This is a genomic window from Enterococcus sp. DIV1096b (assembly GCF_050498765.1).
In the GTDB taxonomy this organism is placed as follows: domain Bacteria; phylum Bacillota; class Bacilli; order Lactobacillales; family Enterococcaceae; genus Enterococcus_D; species Enterococcus_D entomosocium.
This window is the reverse complement of record NZ_JBMHEK010000001.1, coordinates 1,773,532-1,799,739: the sequence shown is the minus strand read 5'-3', so window position 1 is coordinate 1,799,739 and position 26,208 is coordinate 1,773,532. Positions and strand designations below refer to the sequence as shown.

General features: G+C 41.4%; 28 protein-coding genes and 1 pseudogene. 15 read left to right on the top strand and 14 right to left on the bottom strand.

Going from position 1 to position 26,208, the window contains the following annotated elements; genetic code table 11:
- Positions 1–20: 20 nt before the first annotated feature.
- The 6 genes from IGJ17_RS08580 (at position 21) to IGJ17_RS08555 (ending at position 5,785) form a co-directional block, all read left to right on the top strand.
- A complete protein-coding gene (locus IGJ17_RS08580; RefSeq protein ID WP_005226050.1) occupies positions 21–320 on the top strand; it encodes a malonate decarboxylase subunit delta in 300 nt (99 codons plus the stop codon).
- The gene (gene mdcD, locus IGJ17_RS08575) at positions 310–1,992 is read left to right on the top strand and encodes a biotin-independent malonate decarboxylase subunit beta (RefSeq protein ID WP_244731686.1); all 1,683 of its coding nucleotides are present in this window, start codon (positions 310–312) and stop codon (positions 1,990–1,992) included. The genes IGJ17_RS08580 and mdcD overlap by 11 nt, the downstream gene beginning before the upstream one ends.
- 3 nt (positions 1,993–1,995) lie before the next feature.
- A complete protein-coding gene (locus IGJ17_RS08570) occupies positions 1,996–2,589 on the top strand; it encodes a malonate decarboxylase holo-ACP synthase (RefSeq protein ID WP_005231351.1) in 594 nt (197 codons plus the stop codon).
- Between the two features lie 24 nt (positions 2,590–2,613).
- On the top strand, positions 2,614–3,699 hold the full coding sequence (locus IGJ17_RS08565; RefSeq protein WP_142437574.1) for an acyltransferase family protein: 1,086 nt from the start codon (positions 2,614–2,616) through the stop codon (positions 3,697–3,699).
- A gap of 12 nt (positions 3,700–3,711) precedes the next feature.
- Positions 3,712–4,569: a triphosphoribosyl-dephospho-CoA synthase gene (locus IGJ17_RS08560; RefSeq protein WP_142437573.1), complete on the top strand. Its 858-nt coding sequence runs from the start codon at positions 3,712–3,714 to the stop codon at positions 4,567–4,569.
- 172 nt (positions 4,570–4,741) lie between these two features.
- On the top strand, positions 4,742–5,785 hold the full coding sequence (locus IGJ17_RS08555) for an AI-2E family transporter (RefSeq protein ID WP_008379977.1): 1,044 nt from the start codon (positions 4,742–4,744) through the stop codon (positions 5,783–5,785).
- Between the two features lie 69 nt (positions 5,786–5,854).
- On the opposite strand, the gene IGJ17_RS08550 is transcribed toward IGJ17_RS08555, so the two are convergent.
- The 4 genes from IGJ17_RS08550 to IGJ17_RS08535 form a co-directional block, all read right to left on the bottom strand.
- A complete protein-coding gene (locus tag IGJ17_RS08550) occupies positions 5,855–6,331 on the bottom strand; it encodes a GNAT family N-acetyltransferase (RefSeq protein WP_016611801.1) in 477 nt (158 codons plus the stop codon).
- Positions 6,332–6,507: 176 nt separating this feature from the next.
- Positions 6,508–6,732: a hypothetical protein gene (locus IGJ17_RS08545; protein WP_005235901.1), complete on the bottom strand. Its 225-nt coding sequence runs from the start codon at positions 6,730–6,732 to the stop codon at positions 6,508–6,510.
- A 159-nt stretch (positions 6,733–6,891) separates the two neighbouring features.
- On the bottom strand, positions 6,892–7,857 hold the full coding sequence (locus IGJ17_RS08540; protein ID WP_005235903.1) for a Gfo/Idh/MocA family protein: 966 nt from the start codon (positions 7,855–7,857) through the stop codon (positions 6,892–6,894).
- Positions 7,854–8,747, bottom strand: a complete 894-nt coding sequence (locus IGJ17_RS08535; RefSeq protein WP_142437572.1) for a MurR/RpiR family transcriptional regulator — start codon at positions 8,745–8,747, stop codon at positions 7,854–7,856. The genes IGJ17_RS08540 and IGJ17_RS08535 overlap by 4 nt, the downstream gene beginning before the upstream one ends.
- 204 nt (positions 8,748–8,951) lie before the next feature.
- On the opposite strand from IGJ17_RS08535, the gene IGJ17_RS08530 reads away from it, so the two are divergent.
- From IGJ17_RS08530 to IGJ17_RS08515, 4 genes are all read left to right on the top strand, one after another.
- Positions 8,952–9,977 carry a Gfo/Idh/MocA family oxidoreductase gene (locus IGJ17_RS08530; RefSeq protein WP_142437571.1) on the top strand — a complete coding sequence of 342 codons (1,026 nt, stop codon included), beginning with the start codon at positions 8,952–8,954 and terminating at the stop codon, positions 9,975–9,977.
- A 72-nt stretch (positions 9,978–10,049) separates the two neighbouring features.
- Positions 10,050–10,490, top strand: coding sequence for a heme-binding protein (locus tag IGJ17_RS08525; protein WP_429961628.1), 441 nt, complete (start codon positions 10,050–10,052; stop codon positions 10,488–10,490).
- A gap of 23 nt (positions 10,491–10,513) precedes the next feature.
- A complete protein-coding gene (locus tag IGJ17_RS08520) occupies positions 10,514–11,491 on the top strand; it encodes a Gfo/Idh/MocA family protein (RefSeq protein ID WP_008379967.1) in 978 nt (325 codons plus the stop codon).
- 430 nt (positions 11,492–11,921) lie between these two features.
- Entirely contained in the window at positions 11,922–13,247 is a 1,326-nt protein-coding gene (locus IGJ17_RS08515; RefSeq protein ID WP_008379964.1) for a dihydrolipoyl dehydrogenase family protein, read from the top strand.
- Positions 13,248–13,964: 717 nt separating this feature from the next.
- Here IGJ17_RS08515 and IGJ17_RS08510 read toward each other — a convergent pair.
- From IGJ17_RS08510 to IGJ17_RS08500, 3 genes are all read right to left on the bottom strand, one after another.
- Positions 13,965–14,759, bottom strand: a complete 795-nt coding sequence (locus IGJ17_RS08510; protein ID WP_005235915.1) for a hypothetical protein — start codon at positions 14,757–14,759, stop codon at positions 13,965–13,967.
- A complete protein-coding gene (locus IGJ17_RS08505; protein WP_051013026.1) occupies positions 14,749–15,288 on the bottom strand; it encodes a sigma-70 family RNA polymerase sigma factor in 540 nt (179 codons plus the stop codon). The genes IGJ17_RS08510 and IGJ17_RS08505 overlap by 11 nt, the downstream gene beginning before the upstream one ends.
- A gap of 61 nt (positions 15,289–15,349) precedes the next feature.
- A complete protein-coding gene (locus IGJ17_RS08500) occupies positions 15,350–15,742 on the bottom strand; it encodes a hypothetical protein (RefSeq protein ID WP_008379958.1) in 393 nt (130 codons plus the stop codon).
- A 161-nt stretch (positions 15,743–15,903) separates the two neighbouring features.
- Between IGJ17_RS08500 and IGJ17_RS08495 the strand changes: the two are divergent.
- Positions 15,904–17,147: pseudogene (locus IGJ17_RS08495) on the top strand (glycosyltransferase).
- 15 nt (positions 17,148–17,162) lie between these two features.
- Here the strand turns inward: IGJ17_RS08495 and IGJ17_RS08490 are convergent.
- On the bottom strand, positions 17,163–17,648 hold the full coding sequence (locus tag IGJ17_RS08490; RefSeq protein WP_005235922.1) for an AmiS/UreI family transporter: 486 nt from the start codon (positions 17,646–17,648) through the stop codon (positions 17,163–17,165).
- 340 nt (positions 17,649–17,988) lie between these two features.
- Here IGJ17_RS08490 and IGJ17_RS08485 point away from each other — a divergent pair, with 340 nt between their 5' ends.
- Positions 17,989–18,243: a LexA family protein gene (locus tag IGJ17_RS08485; protein ID WP_016620130.1), complete on the top strand. Its 255-nt coding sequence runs from the start codon at positions 17,989–17,991 to the stop codon at positions 18,241–18,243.
- Between the two features lie 32 nt (positions 18,244–18,275).
- On the opposite strand, the gene IGJ17_RS08480 is transcribed toward IGJ17_RS08485, so the two are convergent.
- A complete protein-coding gene (locus IGJ17_RS08480) occupies positions 18,276–19,262 on the bottom strand; it encodes a DNA/RNA non-specific endonuclease (protein WP_016611790.1) in 987 nt (328 codons plus the stop codon).
- Between the two features lie 409 nt (positions 19,263–19,671).
- On the opposite strand from IGJ17_RS08480, the gene mgtE reads away from it, so the two are divergent.
- Together mgtE and rsgA are read left to right on the top strand one after the other, a co-directional pair.
- Positions 19,672–21,036 (top strand): magnesium transporter, encoded by a 1,365-nt coding sequence (gene mgtE, locus IGJ17_RS08475; protein WP_016611788.1) that lies wholly within the window; start codon positions 19,672–19,674, stop codon positions 21,034–21,036.
- A 152-nt stretch (positions 21,037–21,188) separates the two neighbouring features.
- Complete coding sequence (rsgA, locus tag IGJ17_RS08470; RefSeq protein ID WP_016611787.1) at positions 21,189–22,130, top strand: ribosome small subunit-dependent GTPase A; 942 nt, start codon at positions 21,189–21,191, stop codon at positions 22,128–22,130.
- Between the two features lie 313 nt (positions 22,131–22,443).
- Here the strand turns inward: rsgA and IGJ17_RS08465 are convergent, their stop codons facing one another.
- The 4 genes from IGJ17_RS08465 to IGJ17_RS08450 all read right to left on the bottom strand — a co-directional run bounded on the left by IGJ17_RS08465 (position 22,444) and on the right by IGJ17_RS08450 (position 23,861).
- Positions 22,444–22,797 carry a DUF2200 domain-containing protein gene (locus IGJ17_RS08465; protein WP_005235929.1) on the bottom strand — a complete coding sequence of 118 codons (354 nt, stop codon included), beginning with the start codon at positions 22,795–22,797 and terminating at the stop codon, positions 22,444–22,446.
- A gap of 96 nt (positions 22,798–22,893) precedes the next feature.
- The gene (locus IGJ17_RS08460; RefSeq protein WP_005226077.1) at positions 22,894–23,181 is read right to left on the bottom strand and encodes a hypothetical protein; all 288 of its coding nucleotides are present in this window, start codon (positions 23,179–23,181) and stop codon (positions 22,894–22,896) included.
- Entirely contained in the window at positions 23,178–23,456 is a 279-nt protein-coding gene (locus tag IGJ17_RS08455; protein ID WP_016611786.1) for a hypothetical protein, read from the bottom strand. The genes IGJ17_RS08460 and IGJ17_RS08455 overlap by 4 nt, the downstream gene beginning before the upstream one ends.
- Positions 23,457–23,492: 36 nt before the next feature.
- Positions 23,493–23,861, bottom strand: a complete 369-nt coding sequence (locus IGJ17_RS08450) for a hypothetical protein (RefSeq protein ID WP_016611785.1) — start codon at positions 23,859–23,861, stop codon at positions 23,493–23,495.
- A gap of 213 nt (positions 23,862–24,074) precedes the next feature.
- Here IGJ17_RS08450 and IGJ17_RS08445 point away from each other — a divergent pair, with 213 nt between their 5' ends.
- Entirely contained in the window at positions 24,075–24,461 is a 387-nt protein-coding gene (locus IGJ17_RS08445) for a hypothetical protein (protein WP_016620132.1), read from the top strand.
- Positions 24,462–24,621: 160 nt separating this feature from the next.
- Here the strand turns inward: IGJ17_RS08445 and IGJ17_RS08440 are convergent, their stop codons facing one another.
- A complete protein-coding gene (locus IGJ17_RS08440; RefSeq protein WP_016620133.1) occupies positions 24,622–25,032 on the bottom strand; it encodes a hypothetical protein in 411 nt (136 codons plus the stop codon).
- Positions 25,033–26,208 lie beyond the last annotated feature (1,176 nt).

The window sequence follows — 26,208 nt, the reverse complement described above, 5'->3', positions numbered from 1 at the left end:
GCAAGAGGAGAGAAGAAGAGATGGAAAAATTAGCTTATACGTATCAAACAACGAAACCAGTCACCAAAAAAGTCCATGTTGGCGTGGTTGGTTCTGGTGACTTGGAAATTCTGCTTTTTCCAACGGACAAACAAGAAACCACCGTTTCAGTTTGTACAGGAAGTGATGGCTTTGGCGATGTGTGGCAAAATGTCTTGACACGTTTTTTTGAGCGCTATCCAATCAGTGCGCAAATAGTGATCAACGACTTTGGCGCCACTCCCGGTGTGGTTTACCTACGATTAACCCAAGCAATGGAGGAACTAGCAGATGAAGAATAGTTTTGTAGAATTAAATGCCCGAGAACGGGTGCACGCATTATTGGATGCCAAGAGCGGTCGTGAATTGATCGATCCATTCGACCAAATGATCGCACCCAATCTGGTGGCTCAAGACATCGTGCCACAAAGCGATGATGGGATCGTTGTTTGCCGTGGAACGATTTCTGGAGAAAACGTGGTCGTGATCGCTATGGAAGGAAAATTCCAAGGTGGCGGGATCGGTGAAGTTTCTGGTGCTAAAATCATCGCGGCATTGACTCATGTGTTGGAAGAAAACCAAAAGGGCAATCCGATCACACCGATCATCATCCTCGATACTGGTGGCGTACGCCTCCAAGAAGCGAATTACGGCTTATTGTCGATTGCAGAAATCGGCAATTTGATCGTTGCAATAAAATCGTATGTGCCAGTGATTGGCTTAGTGCCAGGTCGGGTGGGTTCTTTTGGCGGTATGTCGATTACCTCAGCACTTATGAGCTACTTGATAGCGACGAAGAAAGCCCGTATCGGTTTGAACGGTCCTGAAGTCATCGAACAAGAAGCTGGCGTGAGAGAATTTGATTCCAGTGATAAAGATTTGATTTGGAACACCATTGGCGCCAAACAACGTTTGGCAGCACAAATGATCGATGAACTAGTGACTGACAGTGTCGAATCGATCCAAGAAGCTGTGATTGCGGCGATGGTTAAAAAGAAAGACAGTCATCGCAGCGAAAAAAGTGGTTTTTATCTTTCTCTTTTAAACGAACTTGATCTATCAAAGCCGCTGACTATCGAGGCATACAATAAGGCTCTTGCAGCGCATAAAGCAACTGGAGTGGCACCTATTACTGTAACAGAAGGCAAAGAAGCTGCTGCTGACAGTATCGGTTATCACTGGTTTTCAGCATTGACGAATCTGCAATTCCCAACCTCAACTAGTGCAACTGTCTATGCAGCTGCATCTGACCTTTTTACTGAAGAAGTCGTTGTTACAGCGATCGTGCCAAACCCAACTAATCCGATGTATCGGGTACGCAAGGGAGAAGTTGGTTTAGTCGAAGGGTATGAGATGGGCCACCTGTTAGAAACTGTTTATCAAGAAGACAAAGAGAAAGCAGTCAAACGACCAATCATTGCGGTCATCGATGTCCCTAGCCAAGCGTATGGCTACAATGAAGAATTGATTGGTATTCATGCAGCTTTAGCAAACAGTGCGGCAGCTTATGCCAAACTACGCCAAGCGGGTCATCCAGTGATCGGTTTTATCGCTGGTAATGCGATCTCTGGGGCTTTCTTAGCGCATGGCTTGCAATCAAGTCGTCTGATCGCACTATATAGTGAAAAAATCACTGTTCAGGCAATGTCAAAAGAAAGTGCAAGTCGGGTCACCAAACGGTCGATTGCCGCGATTGAAGCCGCTGCGGAAAAAGTACCAAGTATTGCTTATGATATCAAAAATTATACGAAACTTGGGGCAATCTTCACTTTCTTATCCTCCATTACGGATCAGTCTGTCACCTCTGAAAGCAAAGCGACTGTAATTGAAGCGATCAATGAGGCGATTGATGATGTGCGTAAAACGAATGACACGATGTTGACCAGTCGCTACACCAATCCGATCGCTAAAAAGAGCGGCCGGCTGGAAACGAATAACGTATTTGAAAAAATGAATGCAGAATGGAATGAGTAACGAATGAACCGTGCCCACGATATCGTTCAATTAGATAAAGAAGTTCTTGATATGATTGATATTCCCAAATGGTTTTCTGAAAAAGAACAGCTTTTTGCGACCGTCCGTCGTGGGAAACCCCGTAACCCCAGCTATTTACCAGTGGGGTTGCGCGGGGAAAAGCGGCAAGAACGGTTTGCCTTTGAGGCACCCTGCAACATGATCAAACGAACGATCCATCCTTGGGAATTGATCACTCGTGAGAGCTTTCGATTCAATGAAGTAGCCAATTATCCAGTTTACCGCAACTATCAACAAGCACGGCTTTTATTGAAGCACTATTCTTGGGGAATCGGTGGCAGCTTGGGTTTTGAATTGGCTGCAAAACAGGCAGCAATCAAGCCGACAAGTGATTTAGATCTGTTGCTTTATGCCGACACGAAAGAAAAGCTGCCACTGGAACTATTGGAAAAGCAGGCAGCCTTTTTTCAACAGATCGATGTTCAAGTTATCACAAAACAAGGCGGATTTGCCTTAAAGGAGTATTTGGAACATCCATCAAAAAAAATCTTAGTAAAAACAGACGAAGGGCCAAAACTCACCACTGAGATTTGGTAATTATTAGAAAAGTGAGCGAAAAACATGTTTGAGAACAACGATTTAAAAATCAACATCAGTGATTTCCAAAAAGTATTTGCCGTGACAGCAGTAATGATGCAAACGATTTTGACTTTTGCCTTATCCAATACCCAAGATGAAAAGACTGCAGCATTCATCGGTACCTTTTATGTCTTGGTGAAATTTACCGCACCCCTGTTTATTTTTGCTATTGTTTATAACATGGTTAAGACAAGTCAACATCTGTCTTATCTAGAATTTTTGAAAGAAAAGTTTTTTGAACTTGTCGTGCCATATGTGCTTTGGACGACGGCTTATTTATGGCTCTTTCCCGCTGTCCAACAAGGAAAACCTTATACTGATACAGCAACGTTTTTACTGAAATATGTGACGGGGGATGCGGCGCCACACTTGTGGTATACGATCATGATGCTGCAGATCCAATTGTTGATGCCGTTTTTTGTCTGGTTAGGCTACAAAGTGTTGACGAAGAAAAAAGCTGTTTGGCCAGTATTGATCGTCGCAACTGCTTTGTATGTCGCTTGGTATGTGTTTTATGATCGCCAAGTTTTTGAAGGACCGCATCATGAAAGCTGGTATTTATTGGATCGGTTTGTCTTTAGCTTTGTGATCTATGGGATCTATGGCGAAGCCGCTTTGATTTATCACGAAACCGTCTATCGCTTCCTATACAAGATTCGCTATGCTTTCTTGCCAGTGGGTTTAGCATTGGGGCTATTATCTGCCAATCATCTGCTACATTATGCAGGTGATCTAAGTTTCGCTCATGCACCGTATTTAAATACATTGCAAAGCTTATATAGCTTAGTATTGATTTTTGCAGTCTTTATGTTTGGGTCAACTATGATCAAGAACAATGCCCCTCAGTTAGGGACATTTAAGTGGCTATCTACTTATGCGTATCGAACCTATCTTGCCAATGTTTTTGTCTTTCAAGTTTTGTTCCTATGCTTCAAAGATTTGTTGCTGCAACTGCCAATGGCCATCATGATCATCGTCGCTTATTTGGCAACTGCCAGCTGTGGTTTTTTAACAAGCTATGTTTTGCATGTTTTATGGGTAACGATCAAAGGTCAAATCAAAAAATAGAGGAGGAGTTGGATGTTTGCATTTGCTGTAGAAGAAAATTGTCGACGACTCGCCCAATTGGTAGAAGAAGCCTTGATTGCAGAAGTGACATTGTCCCCAAAACCTGGGTTAGTGGATGCCATTGATTCAGGTGCCCATCACGATATGGATCAAGCACTCTTTCTGCGATCAGCTCGAGCATTGACGCCATACTTTGAAGAAATGGCCTTGGTGTCTTGGGGAAGCAGCATGTCTCAAGAGTTGCGGGAAGCAATCGCTGCAATCGGTCGGAAGGCAGAACAGGCGATGTTGGCAGCCACTGGTGGCATCAACACTCATAAAGGAGCCATTTGGGCATTAGGCTTGCTCATCAGCGCCGTCAGTAGCCAACTTAGTCGCAAACAGCGGATTTTTTTGCCAGAAGTCTTTTCTGACATCCAGCTTCTCACTGCATTTCCTGATCGTGCGCTGACTCAACAAACGGAAAGTCATGGCAAAACTGTTCAAGCCAAATATGGACATCTCGGTGCGTATGGGGAAGCTGCTGCTGGGTTCCCCCATGTTCAAATCGCTCTAGCGGATTATTTTTCTCGGGATTGTTCCAATGAGACTGAAAAAAGGCTCCACATGCTGTTGGCGATCATCGCTACACTGGACGATACGTGTATTTTATACCGCAGCAATCAAGAGGTACTGGCACTGGTTCAGCAACTCGCACAAAAAGCCAATCAGCAAGCGTTGCCGAACCCAGCATTTCATGCACTAGCAGCCTTCTGCCAGTCAGAAAATGTGTCTCCAGGCGGCAGTGCTGATCTGTTGGCTGCCAGCTTCTTTTTATTGTCCATCAACTCGGTTTTACCCGTAAACGAAGGAAAGACCGTTTACCAATAACTCTTTTCCTTAGAAGAAAGCCAACGATTCTTCTAAGGATTTTTTGTTTCATTTTTTCGCTCGATTAAGAAAAATAAAATCTCTTGCTATTTGCATAGTTTAATGATTAGATAATTCTTAGGCACTACTGAAATGCTTCGTTGCTCCATTGCAACGAATAAAGGAGTTACAGATGAAATACTATAATGCTTTTCTTCAAAATCTTGTGTTGCGGCGCTGGACGGTCCTGTTTATGCTTGCGGGCATTCTTTTTTTGTTTCGCAGTATGATGACCATTCTTTTGCTGACCTTTATCTTTACGTATCTGATTTATCGGCTGGTTCTTTTGCTCCATCGAAAAAGTCATCTGCCCATTAAGCTTACGAGCATCTTGACTTACAGCTTGATTGTTTTTATTCTTTATTTAGTAGCAACAAATTATGTACCAATCATCATCAAACAATCCGTCCAATTAGTCAATTCCGTTGCTGATTTCTACCAACGGACAGACTCCAATAATGAATTGATCGAATATGTCTTGAATTTATTGCAAACCAGTGAATATATTCAGAAATTACAAAGCGGCGTTCTAGTCGTGATCAATTATCTGTATAATTTCGGTGAGTTGGCATTGACGGTGCTGATCTCATTTCTGCTTAGTTTCTTCTTTATGATCGATAACAAAAAGACCGTTGCGTTTTCTCGGCTATTTTTGCAAGGGCGAGGGGCGTGGTTCTTTGAAGATGTTTACTATTTAGGAGCTAAGTTTACGCGGGCTTTCGGAAATGTGATTGAGACGCAGTTGGTGATCGCCTTAGTTAATACAGCAATCACTGTCTTCGCCTTAGCGGTGATGGGCTTTCCGCAGCTGTTGAGTTTGGCGTTGATGATTTTCTTTCTCAGCTTGATTCCTGTTGCTGGTGTGATCATCTCGTGTATTCCATTGACGTTTATTGCCTATTCCATCGGCGGATTTAATGACGTGATCTATATTCTTTTGATCATAGTATTTGTTCATGCGTTGGAATCCTATATCTTAAATCCCCGCTTGATGGCCAATAAAACAGAGATTCCGATGTTTTACACGTTTATTCTCCTGTATCTTAGCGAACATCTCTTTGGTTTGTGGGGCTTGATCATTGGGATCCCATTGTTTACTTTCTTTTTAGATTTAATGAATGTGAAAGAGATTCCGCGATTGCGTAAAAAAACCGATGACACCTTGCAGGACCAATAAAATGATTGCTGTAAAGGATGGCAATTGATAGAAAAACCATCTCTGCCGATGAAAGGCGAGATGGCTTTTTTATTTCGCAGCAATTTTTTTCGTAAAGGAGACAAAGCAGATTGCTGAAGAGGTGCTTTGAAACCTGCCTGTTGGGGAATACCCCAAAGAATGATAAAAGTGAACCAGCTTGGGTTCTTGCAGGATCGTATTCAAATGTATCGTATCTGTTTGTACGTTCCTTTCAATCAAGGTCATTGCTTGTCTACCGATCCCGCGGTTCTCGTAGGAGGGAAGAAGGGCGATGGAAGATAGCTTCGTCGTATGCTCCTGCTCAACCGTCAGTTTTAGGAAGCCCACGGTTTTCTGAGCGGTCATGATTAAATAATAAGTGGTATTCGACGCAGAAAACTTTGCGTTTAGCTTCTCAAAACTTTGTAAATAGGGAGAAGTTTCTCCATCTTGATAACGGAGAAAGAGAGATTTGAAGGCAGCTTTTTGTATCAAGTAGATAGAAAGTAAATCGGAAAGCTTCGCTTCTTTAAGCTGAATGAGCATGCACACTCCATAAAAAGTCAGACATCATTTGTTGAAAGACATTGATTCGGTATAGAAGGTCCTGATGAAAAAGCCATCGAAGAGCAGTCTTTCATTGGCTCGTTTCCGTTTTGATCCTTCCCTCAACCAGAGGTTCAAAAACGAAGAGATCCGCAGGGCTTCGTGCCAACGGTGTTTTATTGAAAAAGATCATTTATCGATGTAACCAAGTCGTCATAGGTTTGACCGGTAGCGATTGCATAAACGGAAAGCAAAAAGACGAGGGCTGCTGCCAGCACGTAAAAAATTCGGAGGCGATAACCGTCACCTGTCCGGCGATTTTTTACAAAAGTAAAAATCGTCACAGCTAGATAAGCGAAGGTCAATAAACAAATAAGATAAGTAATAATTTCTGGTGTCATGGGCGTTTTCCTTTCTTTTTCTATTTGTATAAAAATATACTCAATAAATATAATATAACCATTTCGATACCGTCAAAGAAAGCGCTCAATTTTTGATACAAAAAACTGACCGAGTGGTAGCCACTGGTCAGTTCTATTCAAAAACGATGGGGCATGATCTTAATTGTCTTTTTTTTCCGCATCTAGCAAGCTTCTTAGTTCATCTGCTAAAGCGATACAGGCAATACTATCCGTTAAGGACATCAGGGAATTTTCGAGTTGTCCTTGTGCAAGAGCGGTGTGAACTGCTTGAATCTCTGAATGGAAATCATCGATCTCGTACCCAATATCATAGACCGTGTCTTCTTGGTCAATCGTCACGGTAAAAGAAGCGGGGCGATGGAAGTTGGGGATCGTGATTTTCCCTTTTGTTCCTTGTAATTCCGCCACCGTCTCTTTTGTTTGGTCAAATCCAGTCTCAATCACTGCAACAAAGTCTTCACTGACAAAGCGTGCTTCAACATAGGTATCAACCCCAGTTTCATAAAGGCTGTAATCGATTATTTCGGCAGTTAAATTTTCTGGTGAAAAATCTTGGATAAAGGCTAAGTTATAGATCCCCATATCCAGTAAAGCACCCCCTTGTTTTGGCAGATAATGGTAAGAACTGACTTCGACTGGTAAATGGCGGCGAAAAGTAGTCGTGACACTTGTTAGCTCACCGATATGACCACCATCCACAAGTTCTTTTAGTTTGCGATACGCTGGGGTGAAGCGTGGCTTCATGGCTTCCATAAAGAAGACTTCGTGTGCTTGGGCTTGTTTTTGTACATCGCGCATTTCTTGTGCAGTCAAGGTTGCTGGTTTTTCACATAAAACAGCTTTTTTTGCTTGAAAGGCTTTGATGATCCATTCATAGTGATACAAATGCGGCAAAGCAATATAAACGATATCGATAGCTGGATCATCTAATAGGTTTTGGTAGTTATCAAAGACGGCATCACACGGAAATTTTGCTTGAAACGCTTGCGCTTTTTCCATCGTACGACAAGCAACCCCATAAAGCTGGGCATCTTGAAAATTTTCTAAACTTGCAGCAAAGCGATTGGCGATATTTCCGGCACCAATAATTCCCCAATTGATCATTTCATTTCCCTCTTTTCTTCAGTTGACGGGTATTCTGAGAGAATCCCTGATTCCAAAACAGATTGTTTTTTTCTTAACTCGACAATATTTTTTTGATATTCTTTGGCATACAGCAAGGCAAACAGTGAATCTAAAATATACTCAAAGGCGACCTGTGAAGAAAAGGTACCGACTTTGAGAAAATCACGTTCATCATGAGAAGCGATGATCGCATGGGTCGCTAATGGGATGATTTTCGCATGGGCGTTGCCAGAGATTACGATCACCGGTACCCCGACATCACGTAAGTGCTGCATGATTTTTTCGTATTGCGTATTTTTCCCACGGTAGGTAATAAACACGGCACAATCATTTTGCGTGACGTTCGATGCATTCCACGCATCATCCCCATATTCATCCGCAATAATCAGATACTTATTGATTTTGACCAACTTATTTTGAAAACTTCTTGCCCGGATCTGAGAATCACCGCGAGCAAATAAGAAAATCCGCTGCGCAGCTTCCAACGATTGCACCACTGCTTCCATCGTTTCTGGGGCAACCTGAGCATGAGTTTTGTGGATCGAGTTGATCGTTAGATCGGCCATTTTTTTCAAAATATCAGGTGTTTGATCCTTGGGCGAAAAGGGAAAATTCGCGTCAACAAAGGTTGGATTGAACATCTGATTATGGGCAATTTCAGCCAGACCTAAGCGAAAACTTTTAAATCCTTCATAACCCATCTTTTTGGCTAGACGAATGACGGAAGAGTGGGATGTGTACGTATGCTTGGCGATGACTTCAATCGTCAACGAAGGCACATCATTGATATTTTGCAAAATATAACCGGCAATCCGTTTCTCCGTATTGGTCAATCCTTCTTGAAGCCGTAATTTATCTCCTAATAACATCAAACCACCTCTTTCTAATCATAGCCTAGGACAAAGAAAACCAAAAGCAAAAACTGTGCCTTTTTGGCAATTTGGTAAAAATGTTCAGAACCACTCAACAGTTTGCGAAAAAGTCTGGTCAAAAGAACCTGTTTTTGGCAAAAGACTTCCCATTTCGAAGGATTTCATCAATAATCAAGCTATCAATTCATAGGAGGCGTTACAATGTTAACTATCGCATATCTCGGAAACGGAAAAAGCACCAATCGCTACCATCTGCCTTTTTCAACCAAGCTACAGGATAAGATCAAAGTAAAGACGATCTATTCTCCAAGCGGCAAGCTGACCTGGCCAACACTGGAAGACGTTCATTACACCTCTGACTTAGAGGATATTTACCGTGATCCTGAAATTCAATTAGTTGTGGTCACGACCCCTAGTCATTTGCATTATAAATTAGGCAAGGATGTCTTGCTCCATGGGAAAAATGTCTTGATCGAAAAACCTTTTACGGAAACCTCGGCACAAGCAAAGGAATTGTTCGCACTGGCGCAGGAAAAAGGCTTGTTTGTGCAATGCTATCAAAATCGACGCTTTGATTCTGATTTTTTGACCACGCAAAAAGTGATCGAAAGCGGCGTGCTCGGAGATCTCTTAGAAGTAGAGATGCATTATGATTATTTTCGCCCAGAGATTCCACGGTCAGTGACCGAATTTTCACTGAATACTAGCTACTTGTATGGACACGCTTGTCATACACTGGATCAAGTGATCTCCTATTTTGGGCAACCAGACGATGTCCATTATGAGGTTCGGCAATTGCTTGGAAAAAATCGCATGAATGATTACTTCGATTTGGATCTGTTTTATGGTCGAATGAAAGTCTCAGTCAAATCTAGTTACTTCCGATTAAAAGAACGGCCTAGTTTCGTTGTTTATGGTGAAAACGGCGTTTTTGTTAAACAAACGAAGGATCGACAAGAAGAGCATCTAAAACAGTTTTATCTCCCGGATCATGCCGATTTTGGGATCGATTTACCGGAACACTATGGCACACTAACTTATATGGATGCTAACGGTGACTACCATGAAGAAAAAGTCATCTCTGAAATTGGTGATTATAGCCGTGTGTATGAGGGCGTCTATGAAACGATCATCCATGGCAAAGAGAAAATCGTGAAAGACGAAGAAACGATTTTACAAATCGAAATGCTAGAAACAGGCATCAATCAAGTGATCACTGAGTCATAAGGCAGGGTGATTATGGGGCTTTTGACAAACAAAGCGCCTGGAGGCATCAACTGACTCAACGAAAAGGAGTAGATACGAATCGAACCTTCAGAAATCCTGCAAGAAGAACAGCAGCTGCAGTTTGCTCATTTTGACAATGACCTCGCATTGCGGTTGGTTATTGCCATCGATCAGTACGTTAAAAGGAACTACCCGAAGCCTGTAGGGATCAAAGTTGTTCATCATGGCTTGCCGATCATTCGATTTTTAATGGCAGGGCGGAAAGAGAGCCCTTGGCTTGAAAGAAAAGAACGAACGGTACTAGAAAGCGGGCATAGTTCACTATACGTCTATGCGCAAAAAAATAGAGATATACAATTTGCTAAATGGGCACAAGACGAACATTATGCAGTTTGTGGTGGTGGTTTTCCAATTATCGAAGATAGAGAAGTCACTGGTGCTATCTGTGTGTCAGGTTTGGCCCATTTAGAGGATCATAAAGTGATCATCGAGGTATTGAAACAAATGATCTAAGAAGATAGAAAAGGGGAAGCAAGATGAACTTAGCGATTTTAGGGGCAGGCATGATCGTCCATGATTTTTTGACGGTGGCAGGGGATGTCCCGCAGCTTGAACTGTCCGCTATTTTTGGGACAGAAAATGATTTAGAGAAAATGAATCACTTAAAACAGCAATACGGGATTCAAACCGTCTATACAGAGTTAGGGGCATGTTTGGCGGATCCCTCCGTTGACACCGTGTATGTCGCATTGCCCAATCATTTGCATTATTCCTTTGCCAAAGAAGCGATCCTCGCTGGCAAACACGTCATTTGTGAAAAGCCATTTACGTTGCAGGCACGAGAATTAGTAGAATTAACAGAATTGGCTGCTGCCCATGGGGTGCTTTTGATGGAAGCCATCACGAATCAGTACTTAGCCAACTACCAAGGAATAAAAGCGCAGCTTGAAACATTGGGAGAGCTGAAAGTGATTGAATGCAACTATTCGCAATATTCTTCTCGTTATGATTCATTCAAAGAGGGAACCGTTTTACCTGCATTTAACCCAAAAATGGGTGGTGGGGCATTGATGGATATCAATATCTATAATATTCATTTTGTGGTCGGGCTTTTAGGAAAACCTAAAAGTGTCCGCTATTTTGCTAATGTCGAAGAGGGGATCGATACTTCTGGCATGCTGTTTTTAGACTATGAACAAACAAAAGTCGTTTGTATTGGCGCCAAAGATTCGACAGCGACGATTCGCTCAACGATCCAAGGGACGAAAGGATCGATCATCGTCAATGGACCGACGAATATGCTTGCCAGCTATGACGTTGAACCGGTCAATGGGGCAAAAAGCCATCAGGATCAAAGCGTTCACGGACATCGTATGTTTGAAGAATTTGCCCGTTTTGCACAAGCCATTCACGAAAATGATCATGCCTTTGTCAAGGAACGCCTTGCACATAGCAAGCTGGTGATGGAAGTAGTGGAAAAAGCATTGGCAGATGCCCAGATTGTATTAGGATAATCGCATCAATGTGGAAAGACACCAGCTTCTTAGAGAAGTTGCTGGTGTCTTTGTCTGTTGTCTTATTTTTTCTTCTTTAAACTCAATAAGGTTAGTGGGATACCCAAGGTGAGATAGCCGACAATTGTCATCAAACAGACGACCAGCCAAAAGTTATCTACTGCTAGAAACGCAATCAGGCCATAGGCCACCAGAATCGAGAGGAAATAAAAAAGAAAGAGCTGAAAAAACGTTTAAAACTCACAGTCATTCATTCTCCTTTGTCGTTAAACTGACAAGAAAAGTATACCATATCAAACGCAATTTTAAGGGATGATTGTGATCATTCGCAGGAGCCGTTAAAGGCGAATTGTTTTGTGGGCTGACCGTGATTCGCTATACTTGAAGGGAAGAGAAAGAGCAGGATTTTTTTAAGAGAAGGAGGAGACAGATGAAAAAGGTGGATGTACTGATTATCGGAGCGGGTCCAGCTGGTACGGCTGCTGCCTACGGGTTAAAAGCCAAAGGAAAGACAGTGGCGATCGTCGAAGCTGATTTATGGGGTGGCACGTGCCCCAATCGCGGGTGCGATCCGAAAAAACTACTGATGCGAGGCGTAGAAGTCAAAACAGAGGCGAAACGTATGCAAGGCAATGGCGTTCAAGGGCAGGTAGCCATTGATTGGCCGGCACTGATGGCGTTTAAGCGCTCGTATACTGATCGTGTGCCGGAGTCAACCAAACAAGGGTTACTAGCAGAAGGAATCACTACTTACTACGGACAAGCCGCTTTTCGTGATGCCCATACGGTCGTCGTGGACGCCGAAGAGATTCAAGCAGAAAAAATAATCATTGCGACAGGACAGCGTCCAGCCGTACTACCAATCGTCGGCAAGGAGCATTTACAAAACAGTACTGATTTTCTTTCCTTTGAAAAGATGCCAGCAACGATTGCTTTCATAGGTGCTGGATATATTACCTTCGAATTGGCGATGATCGCTCAAGCAGCAGGTGCTGAAGTTCATGTGATTCATCATAATGACCAGCCACTAAAAGGATTTGATGCTGAATTGACCGCAGAAATGGTTCGTTCAATGCAGGACCAAGGTGTTTCGTTTCACTTTAACCAGAACACACAGCGAATCATGAAAGAACAAAACCACTATACAATTCAGACACAAGCGTTGTCTCTCACCGTAGAAGCAGTGATTGGTGCCACGGGACGCAGACCCAATAGCGATCAGCTGCAACTGGAAAAGGCAGGGGTAGAAACGTCAAAACAAGGGATCGTTGTAAATGAGTTTTTGCAGACTAGTCAAACACACATCTACGCAATCGGAGATGTGCTAGCGAAAAAGCAGCCAAAACTGACGCCTGTTGCTAGCTTTGAAGCCGCCTATCTTGTCGAGCATATAGATGACCAGAAAACGCCCATCCGCTATCCGCTAATCCCTACGCTGGTTTTTGGTGCGGAAAAACTGGCAAGAATCGGAATCAGTGAGCAAGAGATTGCCGATCATGCCTCAGAATATCATAGCGAGGTGATGGATCTTTCTTCTTGGTACACCTATCGACGAATCAATGATCAAGAGGCAAAAATCAAATTGGTTTATGACACATCTGATACAATCGTTGCTGTCACGATTTTTTCTGCATTGGCGGATGAGTTGATCAACCACTTCGTTTTTGTGTTGGAAAATCAGCTATCGAAAGAAGCACTGGCACAAATGATTTTTGCCTACCCCACACCTGCTAGCGATTTGTCCTATTTTCTATAAATAAACAAACAAGCCTGCGCTAGTTTCCGCTAGCACAGGCTCTAAATTATTATGTCCGTATTGACTATAGTCTGCCAACCTTAAATGAACCTTAAAGTTAGGCTGGGTTTCATTTAAGCAATGTCTTTGTTTTCTAGTAACCCTAGGTTTAGGCTTTTTTTGAAAGCCGACGGACAGCAACAATCAGTACGATCGATGACAAGAAGAGTCCGATCAAATAGATGATGAAAATAAAATCCGGCTCATAATGCCGATAATTGAATATTTTTATCATAAAAAAGAGAAACGGGATCGCTGCAATAAGGGTTGAAACGAAACGTTTCCGCCATTGTATGAAAAACGATCCAATCACTAGAAAAAGACAAAATGGGACCCAGAAGATCAGATGTCCGATAAGTTCGATTTTTCACACCTCCTAGCAAGTAAAATCATCATAACGTTTCTTCCTAAAAAGCAAGCGTGAATGAAAAAATAATCCCATTAGGCACGAATGAAATTATGAGTGGAGTCTTCTGAAAAGTTCACAAGAAATCTGAGAATTTCAAAAGGAAATGAAAATCGAGCAATTAGGAATGTCCCAATAGTCCGAGACAAGAAAGCACCTGTTGCAGCATTCGTTTTCACTTGAATCCTGCAACAGGTGCTCTTCCGTAGAAAATCTGGTGCTTTATTCAATTGATATCAAAGAAATGATTAGGAAGGAACGGCAGTCTTTTTTTATGGCAAGATATTCTTACTATACAAAAGGGAAATGATCATACCTATATCCAATAGATCCTTATAATAAAATCCTTTCAGTGGACCAAAGTGTAAGAAAAATCCGAGAATCAGTAATACAAACAGCAGCAGGAAGAGCAGGTTGAAAATGGTCATCAAGCGAAAACTGAAATGCCAATTACTCAAGAAATACTGATATTTGGCTGCTCTGTAAATTTTGTTTTGAATTGGAATTTTCTTGAGTGCAGGGATCGATTCATGATAGGACGTAAATAATTCGTAGTCTTTTTTCGTCAGCACTTCTGAGAAAATGTGCGTCCCCGCTTGAAAGTCGAAATAGCCCCAATGGAATTGTTCTTTATCCTCTGGTGATTCGTGCTTCATCAGCTTTCTTGGCTTGATGGTGAACGCCTTGATGTTCTCATAGGGGTAACTGAAATAGGTGTTACTTTCTAAATAGTCGATGATGACCAGAAAAAGCATTCGGGTTTCTGTGAAAACCAACAAACGATTGCCGCGGGTATCATGAAAGATGTCACGGTATGCTTTTGCTTTCTCAGTTGTTGCATACGCATAGGCGCCAAGCCCTTGGTTGGCGAAGGCGAGGTTTCCATCTGGCGTCAAAGGCAGATAGCCAAGAATCGTTTCGTCTTTTGCTAAAAGCGTCCGAAGCTCCTCTAATAGATCTTGCAAGAAAACATATTGTTTGGACAGCTCGAAGGTTGTTGCTTTTTCTTGTTCAGTTACTTTTATCAGTGATTTATTTTCATTTAAGACTAACTGTTTAAAATCCATCGATAGTCATCCTTTCTTTTAAGCGTTTGCGGCCACGGGAAAGACGATTGTAGATTGCTGAGACATTTAAGTCCGTCTGCTCTGCGATGGTTTCGGGTGATTCCTGATAAAAATAGTAGAGCAGAAAGATCCTTTGATCAAGGGCTTCAAGGTCTTCAATAAAGCCCAAAAAGTTTTCCTTTGTTAAAGGTGATTCTTCAATAGCTAATTCCTGCTCATCAACAGGTTTTTCTTCCAATGAGCGCTTGTTCAACTTTCGCTTGTGGTCAATCGCACGACTACGACTGATCAAAAGCAGCCAAGTAATCAAGCGGCTTCTGTCAGGTTGATACGCAGCAATCTTTTGCCAAACCTCGTAAAAAACTTCGTTCGCTACATCTTGGCGCTCGCTCACTTCATGCGGTTGGGAGAGGACACTATGAATCGTCCTCAGCATGCTATCACCATAAACAGCTAACAGTTCTTCTAAGCCGGCATAGTCTTTCTTTTTGATTCGTTTAATGATTTCTTCATCCTGCACCTTTTTCACCCCTTCACACTATATACGAAGAATTTTTGTCTTTTCTATCAGAAAAAGAAAAAAACCTCTGTTAACGAGGTTCATGTTCTTTGGCCATAAGATCTGTTGCTAAGCGCTGTGCCAAATACTCCCAAAGAATGCCACCAAAAAAAGCGCCTATCATATAAAGAGTGGCTGCTTGCAGCTCCAATGGATTATTTGCTAGCCGGAAAGAAAACAGCGAGCCGATGATGAATAGGTAGCTGCCAAAAAGCACTTGCCGCCACGAGCGTTTTTTAACAAACTTGCTAATGAGAAAGGTTGAAAGGATCATCAAGAGAATTTGGATGAATGCCAGAGAAGGAAAAAGTGCAAAGTCAGAAACAACCATTTCCCTCAATTGTTGAATCAAGAAAAAGAAAGCAAAGAGAATGAGCCCGCGTGAGAATATACTAAGCCGCAAGGAAGATATTTTTTTTCGCATTGGTTTACTCCTTGAAAGGTTTTCTTTATTATAGCAAATTTTTAGTTAAACAATGTAAAAAGATGAACGAGAAGGTCTGCAAAAAACTTCTCCTAAGTATGCGCTCTTTTAGTATACTTGAAAGAAACGAGTGGATGGACTCGATACATGAGGAGGATTGCATGCCAATGATTCTTTTTGCACCTGCGGTATTCAACTTGGCTGAAACGACACGGATGATCGAAGTCGCTAAACAAATGCAAGGAAATCACCACTGTGAGTTCTTTGGTTTTTCAAAGACCTTTGCTTCACTTATCATTGAAAGTGGTTTTACGTACCATTTATTGACGCCGACTCTGGCAGAAAAACAAGAGGAACAGATCATAAAATTAGATCAACTGCGCTCATTCAAAAATCCCTTCACCAAAGAGATGGTTGCTGCGCGTATCCTGAGCGAAAAAAAACTGGTCGACAAGCTTGCTCCTCAGGTGATTGTAACTGGATCGAATGTCACGATCTTTCTATCTGCTCGCAGCAAACAGATTCCCTTAGTCTACGTAAAACCCTATGCGATGAGTGATCCCTTTTTCGATCAGATAGCGCGTTTATCCCTTCTAGTTTGCGTTTCTTCGGACCGTTAAGGAAACCACTTTGGTATTGGACAAGAAAACAATTGGTAAAATCCCGCTGGATGCCCCGAGCATTCAAACACGCTGCCCAAACAGAAAAACTTTCTATGCCTGAAACGAGCTTACGAATGATGGACGCTGATTTAAATCTCATCACCACTCCTGAACGCTTTATAACAAAAGAGCTGCTGCCAGATAATTATCGAATCGTGGGGCCGATTTTTGCCAAGATGGGGGCGTCCTTGCCAGAAGAAGTGTTGACTTTTATTGAACAAAAGCGGCGGGAAAGAAAACGAATCGTTTATTTTGCAATGGGCAGTTCGGGGAATCCGCGCATGGTGCGAAAAATCTTAGCTTTCTTACAAAACCGTTCGGAACTAGCGATCATTGCTCCGGTTACTCATCTACTCAAGGGGAAACACAACGTCTCAAAGAATTTGTTCCTGACCGAATATCTGCCAAGTCATCTATGGCATGAGCATATCGATTTTTCTTTTATCCATGGTGGGGAAGGGACTGTTCAAACAGCTTGTGCCTCTGGGAAGCCGTTTATCGGAATCGGGATGCACTATGAGCAAAGCTGCAATATTCAGTACTGCGTGGCGTATGGCAATGCAATTGCACTGACAAAACCAGTAACTGAGAAAAAGCTGGAAACTGCTCTGACAGAGGTTGGAGATCTGAAGATTTGCCAACAAGCCTGCCAGCTAAAGAATCATTTCCCGACAAATGGTCCTCAGAAGGCGATGCAGGAGATTGAGCACTTTTTAGAAATAAACAATAGTGATTATCATTGAGATAATCACTATTGTTTAATAGAGATCTAATAGCATCAGCAAACCTGGGACCCACGTAGTGAAGATACCGCAAGCGATCGCAAAATAATGAATCTTACGACCAAAGTTTACCTTCACGATCGTATCCAAAAAGCCGCAAAACCATAATGCTCCCCATGTTAACCAAATCAGTGCAAAAAGGGGATCTTGCTCCCATTGCCAAGAGACCCAGGCAAAAGGCAAGGTATTGATGGCTACGAATAGCGCAAAAATTCCATAAATCCGTAGATCCAAACCAAAGAGATAAATAATTCCTACTAGTAAATACGTGAAGGCAAAGAGAAAGCCTGTGCCTGCTTCATAATAAGCACCTTGGAGCATATAGATTAGATTGATAATGAAAGATAACGAACCTGTAAAAAGATTAATTAAAGCAAGTGAACGATAGTCAATGTGAAGTAAACTTCCCCAGCCGTTGATTATCAAAGTAATTCCTACAAAAAATAAGCCGATCCCTAACATAAAATCCTCCTTTACTTAAATTTAGAATAACAAATTCCAAGAAAAAATAATACCTTTATTTATTTTTTGTCAATAAAAAGGAAAATAATTTTCAAATTTACTATTTTTTGCTGTTAAATTTGATAAAATCAATAACAAAGAGCGCTGCTTGCCGATGTTTTTCTCGTTAAGGGGAAAATTCCAGCGTTTAAAAGGAACTTTAACTCGTTGGAAGAATGGGAAAAGAGAGAGGAACAATAGATTTTCAGTGTATTAATTGGACAAAAAGCTGACGAGGCAGTAGCTTATCGGTTTTTACGAATTTGCAGCAGTGAAGACTGTTTTGCGGAAAGGAGGAATTATGCCGAGAAAAGATCGAATCTTACTTTTTATTGACGAATATATGCAAGCTCAAGGTTGCGCACCTACCATACGAGAAATCTGTGCCAATGAAGAGATAAAAACAACTTCTTTGGTTTATCGTCATTTATTGCGTCTTGAAAAAAGAGGCCTGATTTACCGAGCTTATCGCTTTAAGTCACGTTCGGTTCGTTTTACAGACGAAGGGAAGGCCTATGTCAAAGTGTTGCGACAAGCACAAGCCAACGAAGAATAAATAAAACCAAAATAAAAAAGCCTAAGGCTTTTTTATTTTGGTGCACGGTAGCCGGCAGCTTCCGCTTCAGCGATGGTTTTGAACCATTCTTTCGGGTTGGTAGTATCCTCGTAGTATTTAGATCCGGGCAAATGATAGATGCCGCTTCTTGATCCTTTGATCAAACCGTTTCCTTGTTGATCGACATATTCTTTCTGTTTTTCCTCTGTTTCACTGCTTTGAGAAGTGGCTGTTGTCGTGTTGTTTTCACTACTTGTAGCATTCTCCGGCTGCGTCATATCTTCGTTGGAAATCTCGCTGCTACCATCCGCATAGTTGATTGTGACACCATCTTGGATGTTGAAGATATAATAGTTGAATTGGATCGTATCCTCGCCAATAGATTGGGCTTGCATCTGTACCCCACGGGCAACCAGCTCGTCATCGCGATAGATCGGGGTGACGGAATATCGGACATAATGATTTTTATCTTGCTTGAGATAATAGTTGATATCCATTTCTAAGCGCAACATCTCGGGATTGTTCAACTGACTTGTCCCTGTGATCAGATTCTTCCAGTTTGCATTTTCGCCAGCTAAAGCAAAGCCAATCAAGTGGGTTCGATTATATAAATATTTCCCATTAGGGAGCTGTTTATTACGCCAACCTGTCGGTTTTACACTGGAAATATCGCCACGCTTTTCCGTGGGCATCAAGGATTGATTCAACATTGCTTCAGCAGAGGTCGCACGATTGAGGTGATCGAGGTCGCCGTATGCTTCCCAGGCACCATTTTCAAGGGAAAGATCATCTTCTGAAAACTCAGGAATGTTCTGATTGACTTCAATCGTTTGGGTGCCTTGGTAAGTTAACTGTGCCAGCTCATCTGCACGAATATCCTTAGCAGAAGTGATTGCCACTTCTGATGATGGTGTTTTGTGATTTGGGAATAGATCATTACTGTGTAGGAGACTAAATCCGACTGCTGCGAGTGCGAGAAGCGCAGTGACCGATCCGATAAATGTTTTTTTCTTTGCCATCTTTTTTTGCCTCTCTTTTCATTGATGTATAGTTAGCATAAACGGGGAGTAAAAAAACTGCAACCCATTCATCATACCATTTGCATGGAGCGTTTTACAGAACTTTCAGGTTTCTTTTGCTTTTTGATCTCAAATGTTCTTAACCCACTTTCTTTACCAAGGGAACATGCCTGAATGGTTTTTTTTATTTGCAAGTCAAATTTTTCATGTTTTAAAAAAACTATGTGATATAATGAATAAAGTTGTTGCTATTTCCCTTTGATGCTTGTTTTAATAACAGGCATCTCCAGCTGCGGAATGAAATTTCAGCTGTATAGCACGCAACCTTCAAACGAAAGAAATCTGGACAATTTTCTGAACGATTTCCTTTCTTTCTTTGAGCAAAATTACAGGAGAAGGAGTGTATCCCATGAACCAGCAAGAAACCATCTTACATTATTTAAATCAGAAAGACTCTGAAAAATTAAAAGAACTCGTATCAGGAATGGAAGAGCTGCCGCTGTTACAATTGTTCAGCAATTTATCCGCGGATGAAAAAGTGATCGTTTTCCGACTATTACCAAAAGATAAAGCACTTATCCTGTTTGAAGATTTGACACCAGCTACACAACAACACTTATTACGCTCTTTCACCGATGAACGGGCAACCGAGTTTGTGAACGAAATGGCACCAGATGTCCGAGTAAGACTCTTGGATGAGTTGCCAGCGACCGTAACACAAAAACTTTTACAATCAATGGCACCGGATGAACGTGCTGCAACAAACCTCTTATTAGGGTATGAGGCTGAGACTGCTGGACGTTTGATGACACCGGAATTCATCACATTGAAAAAAAATATGACGGTCAATCAAGCGTTAGAAAAAGTGCGAATGCAAGCCAAAGAAAAAGAAACGATTTATACGCTTTATGTTACTGATCAAACGAAAACATTAGAAGGTGTTTTGTCGCTGAAAGATCTCTTAATGGCGCAAGGGGATCAACTCATCAGTGAAATCATGTCCCAAAAAGTTATTTATGTTACCACGGACACGGACCAGGAAGAAGCGGCACGTTTGCTAAATGAACTAGATATCATTGCGCTACCAGTCGTAGACAAGGAATCGCGAATCGTTGGGATCATCACTGTCGATGACGCCATCGATGTCATCGAGCAAGAAACGACAGAAGACATGTTTAATGCCGCTGGTTTAGTCGATGTTGCTTCTAATGAAGCAGACCGTAGTAACGTTCTGATCAACGGCACCCTTTGGCAAATTTGGAAAGTCCGATTGCCGTTCCTAGTGATCACTTTGGTTGCCGGTCTTTTAGCTGGGGTAGTCATTGATGAATTTGAACAAACATTGGAATCGGTGGCAGCCGTTGCGATTTTTATCCCTTTGATCATGGATATGGGTGGAAACGTTGGTACACAGTCCTCAACTGTTTTTGTTCGCGGGATGTCATTAGGGCATATTGATCTTTCGACCTTCACTCGCCATTTCTTTAAAGAAGTTTGGATCGGCTTAAGTCTAGGTTTGATCGTAGGGGTCATCTCTGGGGCTGCTGCATCACTTTGGCAAGGAATCCCGATGTTAGGTGTGGCTGTTGGTATTTCGTTAGTTTTTGCCATGACCTTAGCCGCAGCACTTGGCTTCTTAGTCCCGTTTGTACTGATTAAACTAAACATCGACCAAGCAGCCGGTTCGGCACCGATCATCACATCGATCAAAGATATCGCCGGCTTGTTTATCTACTTCGTTTCAGTAAATGTTCTTTTGGGTCATTTGCTTTAGCATACTGTCCGTTCCGGTGGTATAATAAAGCGACATCACATGATGAGCACAACATAGAAAGGGGAAATGTCTTATGACAAATCAAATGAAGCAACATCAACTCGGAGGTTTCTCTTTTTAAGTGCGGCCTCCTAACTAACTGGAGGGAAATCATGGAAAAACAAGGAATTGTGGTCTTTCAGGCCAAAGATATTGCAAAAGTCCGCTTGACCACAGGAGAAGAATGTTTAGCAACGGTTTCAGGAAAATTTCGCCAACAGGCACTAGCGCCAAAGGATTATCCGATCGTTGGTGATTTTGTACAAGGACAGGTGTACGATCAAGATCATTTCTTGATTGATGCTTTGCTGCCACGAAAAAGTTTTTTACAACGAAAAGTAGCTGGAAATCGCACGGACGAGCAAGGCATTGCGGCGAACATCGACACAGTTTTTATTGCAACTAGTGCCAATGAAGAATTCAATTTGGCTCGGTTAGAGCGCTTTGTAACGATCGCTTGGGACAGTGGGGCTAATCCGGTGATTCTCTTGACCAAAGCCGATCAAGTTACTGCTGATAAAAAAGCAGAGCTGCTGCAAGCATTAAACGATGCATTTGGTGTGAAAACATTTGCTACGTCCATTTTTGAACCAAACGAATTGCTGATGGAAACGTATTTTTCTGACGGACAGATCAGCGCATTTATCGGTTCATCTGGGGTCGGAAAGTCCAGCTTATTAAATCAGCTTATGGCGCAAGACGTTCAAAAAACCAATGACATACGAGAGGATAGTCGAGGACGACACACGACGACGAGTCGCCAGTTGTTCACTCTGTCCTCTGGCGCAATGATCATTGATACTCCTGGCATGCGGGAAGTTGGCATCAGTACCGTCCGGTCAGCTTCGATCGACCAATCCTTTGAAGCGATCAGCCAGTATGCTGAAGGTTGTTTTTTCAGAGACTGTCGTCATGAAACAGAACCGAAATGCGCGGTCAAAGCGGCCATTGCTGCCGGTGAACTTTCAGAAGAAGCTTTCGCCCGCTATCGTAAAATGGAAAAAGAACTGGCGTATTTGAAGCGAAAAGAACAGATCAAAGAATTGAAAAAGTAAAAGTTAGCACTCCTTTCTTTAAGAGGAGTGCTTTTTTGTACGTGTTAAGAGAGTCTTGTTGAGTAAAGAAGAGGGACGTAGACAATGTCCTTGTGTTTTCACGAAAAGTCGGCCAATTCCACTGGGCACTACATGCTAAATGGTTGAACTAAGCTAAGAACGCCTGTCTGGTTGAAAGCTACCGTCAAGAAAGTCAGTATAAAAAAACACAGTGGGGTGTTTTCCCACTGTGTTTTGAGCAATGATTTGCCCCTGCCAAGGTATTTCAAGTATAAAGCGTTGATTCTTAAATAGCAACTCGAAAAAAATCGCCTCATTCAGCAGAGCGCAGAATTTTCGTCATGGCTTTTCCTTTCGCCAGTTCATCGATCAGTTTATCTAGATAACGAATTTCTTGGACCATTGGCTCTTCGATCTCTTCTACCCGAATGCCGCAAATGACACCAGTGATCTGCTTTCGTGCGGGATTGAGCTGAGGGGCTTGACTAAAAAAACGTTCAAAAGAAAGCTCTTCATTCATCTGTTGCAGCGTTTCTTGGTCATAACCGGTCAGCCAGGTAATAATCTGATCCACTTCTTCTTTTGTTCGATTTTTCCGCTCTGCTTTGGCAATATATAGGGGATAGACTTTCGCGAAACTCATTTGGGTGATCTTTTGATTTTTCATGATATACTCCTTTAGTCTTTACACAAAGTATACTTTATTTTCTTCGTTTTGCCGAGATTTTCGACACTTGTTGTGTGCCAAAAATAGGCGAGGGGACTAAAGAATGATCTTTTCTTCTTGTTCACGAAACCCTAGAACTTTTTGACGTGACTCGCCATCCCAATAGAGTAAGTCCAAATTCTTATGCAGCATTAGCTGTGTATATAATTCTTTCAGCGTCAGAGCGGGTTTTTTTGGTTCAAAAAATAAAATCAATTGGTTATGGCTATCTTGGGCGATCGTCGTAAAAGGAATCAGGTTTTCTTTGTAAGTTAAATAAATTCCTTGGTAATCTGCTGCACTCGACGACGTTGTCAGTGCTGTCAAGAGGTCTCTTGCTCTCATAATGAACCCGCCTTTACTGTTTTTTGTCGATAGGCATCGATATCCAACATGATTTTCGTTTTGCCGTACACCGTATACTTTTGCACCACGAATTGACGGCGCTTATTCCAATAGCCGCCCACGGTTAGAAACATACCGTCATCAACATCCCCTAAAAAATTCAAACTGTGTTTCGCAATCAAACAGTTGGTGGTACCTAGTGTAAAGCGGACCAAAGGGGAGGGGGCAAAGGAGACGATTCTTATTTTTGAGACAGATCCTTTTTGTGTTTCCATCAGGTATTCCTCCTTTAGTAAGTAGTAAAAAGCGGATCATTCGTTGAGATCAAACCATTTTTTCTCTTCATAAAAAGCAACGTGACGAATCTCATCATAATGGATTTTTTCCGTTGTTTCTCCCGTCAAATAAATACCTAATGGGTCATAACCGCTGATTTTCCCGATAATATCTGGAGGATAGCCGCCTTCTTCATTAACTTCTTCTCGTTGGATCGCCACAGTTAGGTTCTTTTTCATGGCTTCAAATAAACACTGATTGATTTCTTCCGTTGTGAGTGACGGCTTAGGTGGACAATCAAACTTACGTGTCGGTTCCTCTTCAATTTCAGTTGTATGCTCAGATAAAAAGAATCCTTGCCACTTTAGCTTTTTTCGATCTTCATATGGTTGTAGCATACCCATAGCAATCACCTCTTATCTATATAATACAAACATACGTTCTCTTTTGTAAAGCGAACAGATTTTTAAATTTCTGATTCTTCTATGAAACATCTAAAAAGGGCATCAAACAAGGGGCTAGTGGTGGGTATCGTTTTTTTGCACTATATCTGTTATAATTTATCCTGAAGCGACGATGAACGATTTGGAAAATAGCTGGCGAAAAAGGAGAATAGTATGTCTGGATTAATCGTGGTCCTGCTTACGATCTACTTTGCAAGTAGGAAAGATAAAGAACAGTGGCTTTTTGATCGCAAACGATTGACTATTCTGGCGCTTATGTTTGTGATCGTCGGCATAAGTTGGGGCTTAAATGACAAAATAATGAAGGATCCTCTGAACCAAAATATTAGAAGTAATTTACTGTTTAATTATTCGTTTCCCTTATTGATATGTATGCTAGGTTTATTTATCAAAGAAATACCACGTTGGGGACGGATCGTGACTTTGTCATTTGGCTTTATGATTTTCGGGTATTTAGCTTTGCACTATTTGATAGGTTTTCACAACCCGTATTGGGAAAATCTACAGCTAAGTCCATTGTATTGGCTGCCAAGTGACTAGCCATACGAAAGTATCGCCAATGGAAACGCAAAAAAGCACTCCCTTTATTGAGTGCTTTTTTGCGGCTAAATAACTGCAGCAAGGTGTTTCTTTTCCCAAAAAAATAGGTTAGACCTAAGTAACGAGGGGATCATATAAGGAGAAGTCATGACTGTTTAAATCAAAACGATTGATTCTTGACTAAACCGTGTCTTTTGATCATTGCCAAAGTAAAATATGCGATGAGCGTTCCTGCAATACCAAAAAGTAAATCGATTCGATCAGGGGTGTTCATAAAGCCAAAGACAGTCTCGCTCAATAGATTGGCAATGAGTAAGAGCAGGGTCAATAGCGTGACGGCTTTAAATGGCGCACCTACGAGAAGCCAAAAGTACCCCAGTAAGCCAATAATCAAACTAATCGAAAAATTGGAGATATGAAGATAAAAGTCAGCATACCTCGAAGTAAAGAAAGAAATGTCCAAGTACTTTGATAAATAGAGGAAAAGGGCTGTGAACACGAAAAGTAAGTAGAGGAGTGACGCCCATAGCTTTGGTAAAAAGGCTAGCTTTAATTGATTATTCGTTTTCATTTTTATTCTCCTTTTTAGGAATTGTCAGCCATACTTATGAAATTGCTTTTATCGGGTATTAATTACACAAATGGAAAAACAAGCTGCAGACTAGGCAAATCAGTAGTCTGCCTAAAATGAGTTGAGGTGATAAAATGACAATAATAAACAATGAGCGATTATGGTTAGGCTTAGGGGTAGAAATTATTTTGCTCATATCATTCAGCATGATTATGTATTTCATCCTGACTAGTGGCAATTTGAAGCAAAGTCCGTTCACCAGTCAACGAAATGGAAAAATAAGCTTCTGGATAGCTGCTGGTTTGATTTTACTTGCCAACGAAATATCCTAAGTTATCTACCTGATTTTAGGGTTCTTTTTTATAGAATCATGTAACGGGTATTTGTTAGCATTTGCAACATCTAAGCACTAGTGTTAGAACTTTGAAACGGATTGGCTATATATGAATAAAGTTCGAGAAAAAAGCTCAAAGATTTTCAAAATGATTATAGCATACAATCAAACCGATTGGTTCGTAAATCAAGGCTAAGGCTGATAGCTTGAATCTGTATTTGCTGAGATAAAGAAAGTAGGACGACGAATCCGCAAGTACTTGCTACCAGACAGTTATCAATCTGTTAATCAGCAAATCAAAAAAAGAATCTGAAGAACATGTAAAACAAGAAATTCTTAGTTTTAATTGAATTTTAGGTGCATTAGCGACAATCTACTGATAAAAGTCATTCGGAGGGAGGTAAAATGATACAAAATTGTTTTGAACTATTTAGAATGGCACGAACCCTTTTTTGAATGTAACTTTGTATAATATATATTATGTAAACTAAAATAAAAAATTTTTTGAACACCGTATTTAGCTAGTAATTGTGCGACTCTCCTCCCTCTTATTCATGATTATTTCCTTCAAATTAACCTAATTAGCAGCATAATCCAAAAAAAACGGTTATTTAAGCGATAGTTTAGGATTTTTGTTTATTTTACGACTGATAAGAAAATCAACTGACAAATTATATCTGTACCTTTGTCTGTATTTGATTTTGTTGATCCTTGAATCTTTGAATTCAAAGATAGTTTGCAGCTGCTGGCCAATCTCAATGAATCACTCAATGCTTAATGAATCACTGTTCACGATTTTATCAGTAATGATTCGTACATAACCCAGCCAAATTTGTTCTAAC

What these genes read in the sequence shown, in the direction of transcription:
- IGJ17_RS08580 (WP_005226050.1), top strand. Translation starts at nt 21, where the DNA reads ATGGAAAAATTAGCTTATACGTATCAAACAACGAAACCAGTCACCAAA.
- mdcD (WP_244731686.1), top strand. Translation starts at nt 310, where the DNA reads ATGAAGAATAGTTTTGTAGAATTAAATGCCCGAGAACGGGTGCACGCA.
- IGJ17_RS08570 (WP_005231351.1), top strand. Translation starts at nt 1,996, where the DNA reads ATGAACCGTGCCCACGATATCGTTCAATTAGATAAAGAAGTTCTTGAT.
- IGJ17_RS08565 (WP_142437574.1), top strand. Translation starts at nt 2,614, where the DNA reads ATGTTTGAGAACAACGATTTAAAAATCAACATCAGTGATTTCCAAAAA.
- IGJ17_RS08560 (WP_142437573.1), top strand. Translation starts at nt 3,712, where the DNA reads ATGTTTGCATTTGCTGTAGAAGAAAATTGTCGACGACTCGCCCAATTG.
- IGJ17_RS08555 (WP_008379977.1), top strand. Translation starts at nt 4,742, where the DNA reads ATGAAATACTATAATGCTTTTCTTCAAAATCTTGTGTTGCGGCGCTGG.
- IGJ17_RS08550 (WP_016611801.1), bottom strand. Translation starts at nt 6,331, where the DNA reads ATGCTCATTCAGCTTAAAGAAGCGAAGCTTTCCGATTTACTTTCTATC.
- IGJ17_RS08545 (WP_005235901.1), bottom strand. Translation starts at nt 6,732, where the DNA reads ATGACACCAGAAATTATTACTTATCTTATTTGTTTATTGACCTTCGCT.
- IGJ17_RS08540 (WP_005235903.1), bottom strand. Translation starts at nt 7,857, where the DNA reads ATGATCAATTGGGGAATTATTGGTGCCGGAAATATCGCCAATCGCTTT.
- IGJ17_RS08535 (WP_142437572.1), bottom strand. Translation starts at nt 8,747, where the DNA reads ATGTTATTAGGAGATAAATTACGGCTTCAAGAAGGATTGACCAATACG.
- IGJ17_RS08530 (WP_142437571.1), top strand. Translation starts at nt 8,952, where the DNA reads ATGTTAACTATCGCATATCTCGGAAACGGAAAAAGCACCAATCGCTAC.
- IGJ17_RS08520 (WP_008379967.1), top strand. Translation starts at nt 10,514, where the DNA reads ATGAACTTAGCGATTTTAGGGGCAGGCATGATCGTCCATGATTTTTTG.
- IGJ17_RS08515 (WP_008379964.1), top strand. Translation starts at nt 11,922, where the DNA reads ATGAAAAAGGTGGATGTACTGATTATCGGAGCGGGTCCAGCTGGTACG.
- IGJ17_RS08510 (WP_005235915.1), bottom strand. Translation starts at nt 14,759, where the DNA reads ATGGATTTTAAACAGTTAGTCTTAAATGAAAATAAATCACTGATAAAA.
- IGJ17_RS08500 (WP_008379958.1), bottom strand. Translation starts at nt 15,742, where the DNA reads ATGCGAAAAAAAATATCTTCCTTGCGGCTTAGTATATTCTCACGCGGG.
- IGJ17_RS08490 (WP_005235922.1), bottom strand. Translation starts at nt 17,648, where the DNA reads ATGTTAGGGATCGGCTTATTTTTTGTAGGAATTACTTTGATAATCAAC.
- IGJ17_RS08485 (WP_016620130.1), top strand. Translation starts at nt 17,989, where the DNA reads ATGCCGAGAAAAGATCGAATCTTACTTTTTATTGACGAATATATGCAA.
- IGJ17_RS08480 (WP_016611790.1), bottom strand. Translation starts at nt 19,262, where the DNA reads ATGGCAAAGAAAAAAACATTTATCGGATCGGTCACTGCGCTTCTCGCA.
- mgtE (WP_016611788.1), top strand. Translation starts at nt 19,672, where the DNA reads ATGAACCAGCAAGAAACCATCTTACATTATTTAAATCAGAAAGACTCT.
- rsgA (WP_016611787.1), top strand. Translation starts at nt 21,189, where the DNA reads ATGGAAAAACAAGGAATTGTGGTCTTTCAGGCCAAAGATATTGCAAAA.
- IGJ17_RS08465 (WP_005235929.1), bottom strand. Translation starts at nt 22,797, where the DNA reads ATGAAAAATCAAAAGATCACCCAAATGAGTTTCGCGAAAGTCTATCCC.
- IGJ17_RS08460 (WP_005226077.1), bottom strand. Translation starts at nt 23,181, where the DNA reads ATGAGAGCAAGAGACCTCTTGACAGCACTGACAACGTCGTCGAGTGCA.
- IGJ17_RS08455 (WP_016611786.1), bottom strand. Translation starts at nt 23,456, where the DNA reads ATGGAAACACAAAAAGGATCTGTCTCAAAAATAAGAATCGTCTCCTTT.
- IGJ17_RS08450 (WP_016611785.1), bottom strand. Translation starts at nt 23,861, where the DNA reads ATGGGTATGCTACAACCATATGAAGATCGAAAAAAGCTAAAGTGGCAA.
- IGJ17_RS08445 (WP_016620132.1), top strand. Translation starts at nt 24,075, where the DNA reads ATGTCTGGATTAATCGTGGTCCTGCTTACGATCTACTTTGCAAGTAGG.
- IGJ17_RS08440 (WP_016620133.1), bottom strand. Translation starts at nt 25,032, where the DNA reads ATGAAAACGAATAATCAATTAAAGCTAGCCTTTTTACCAAAGCTATGG.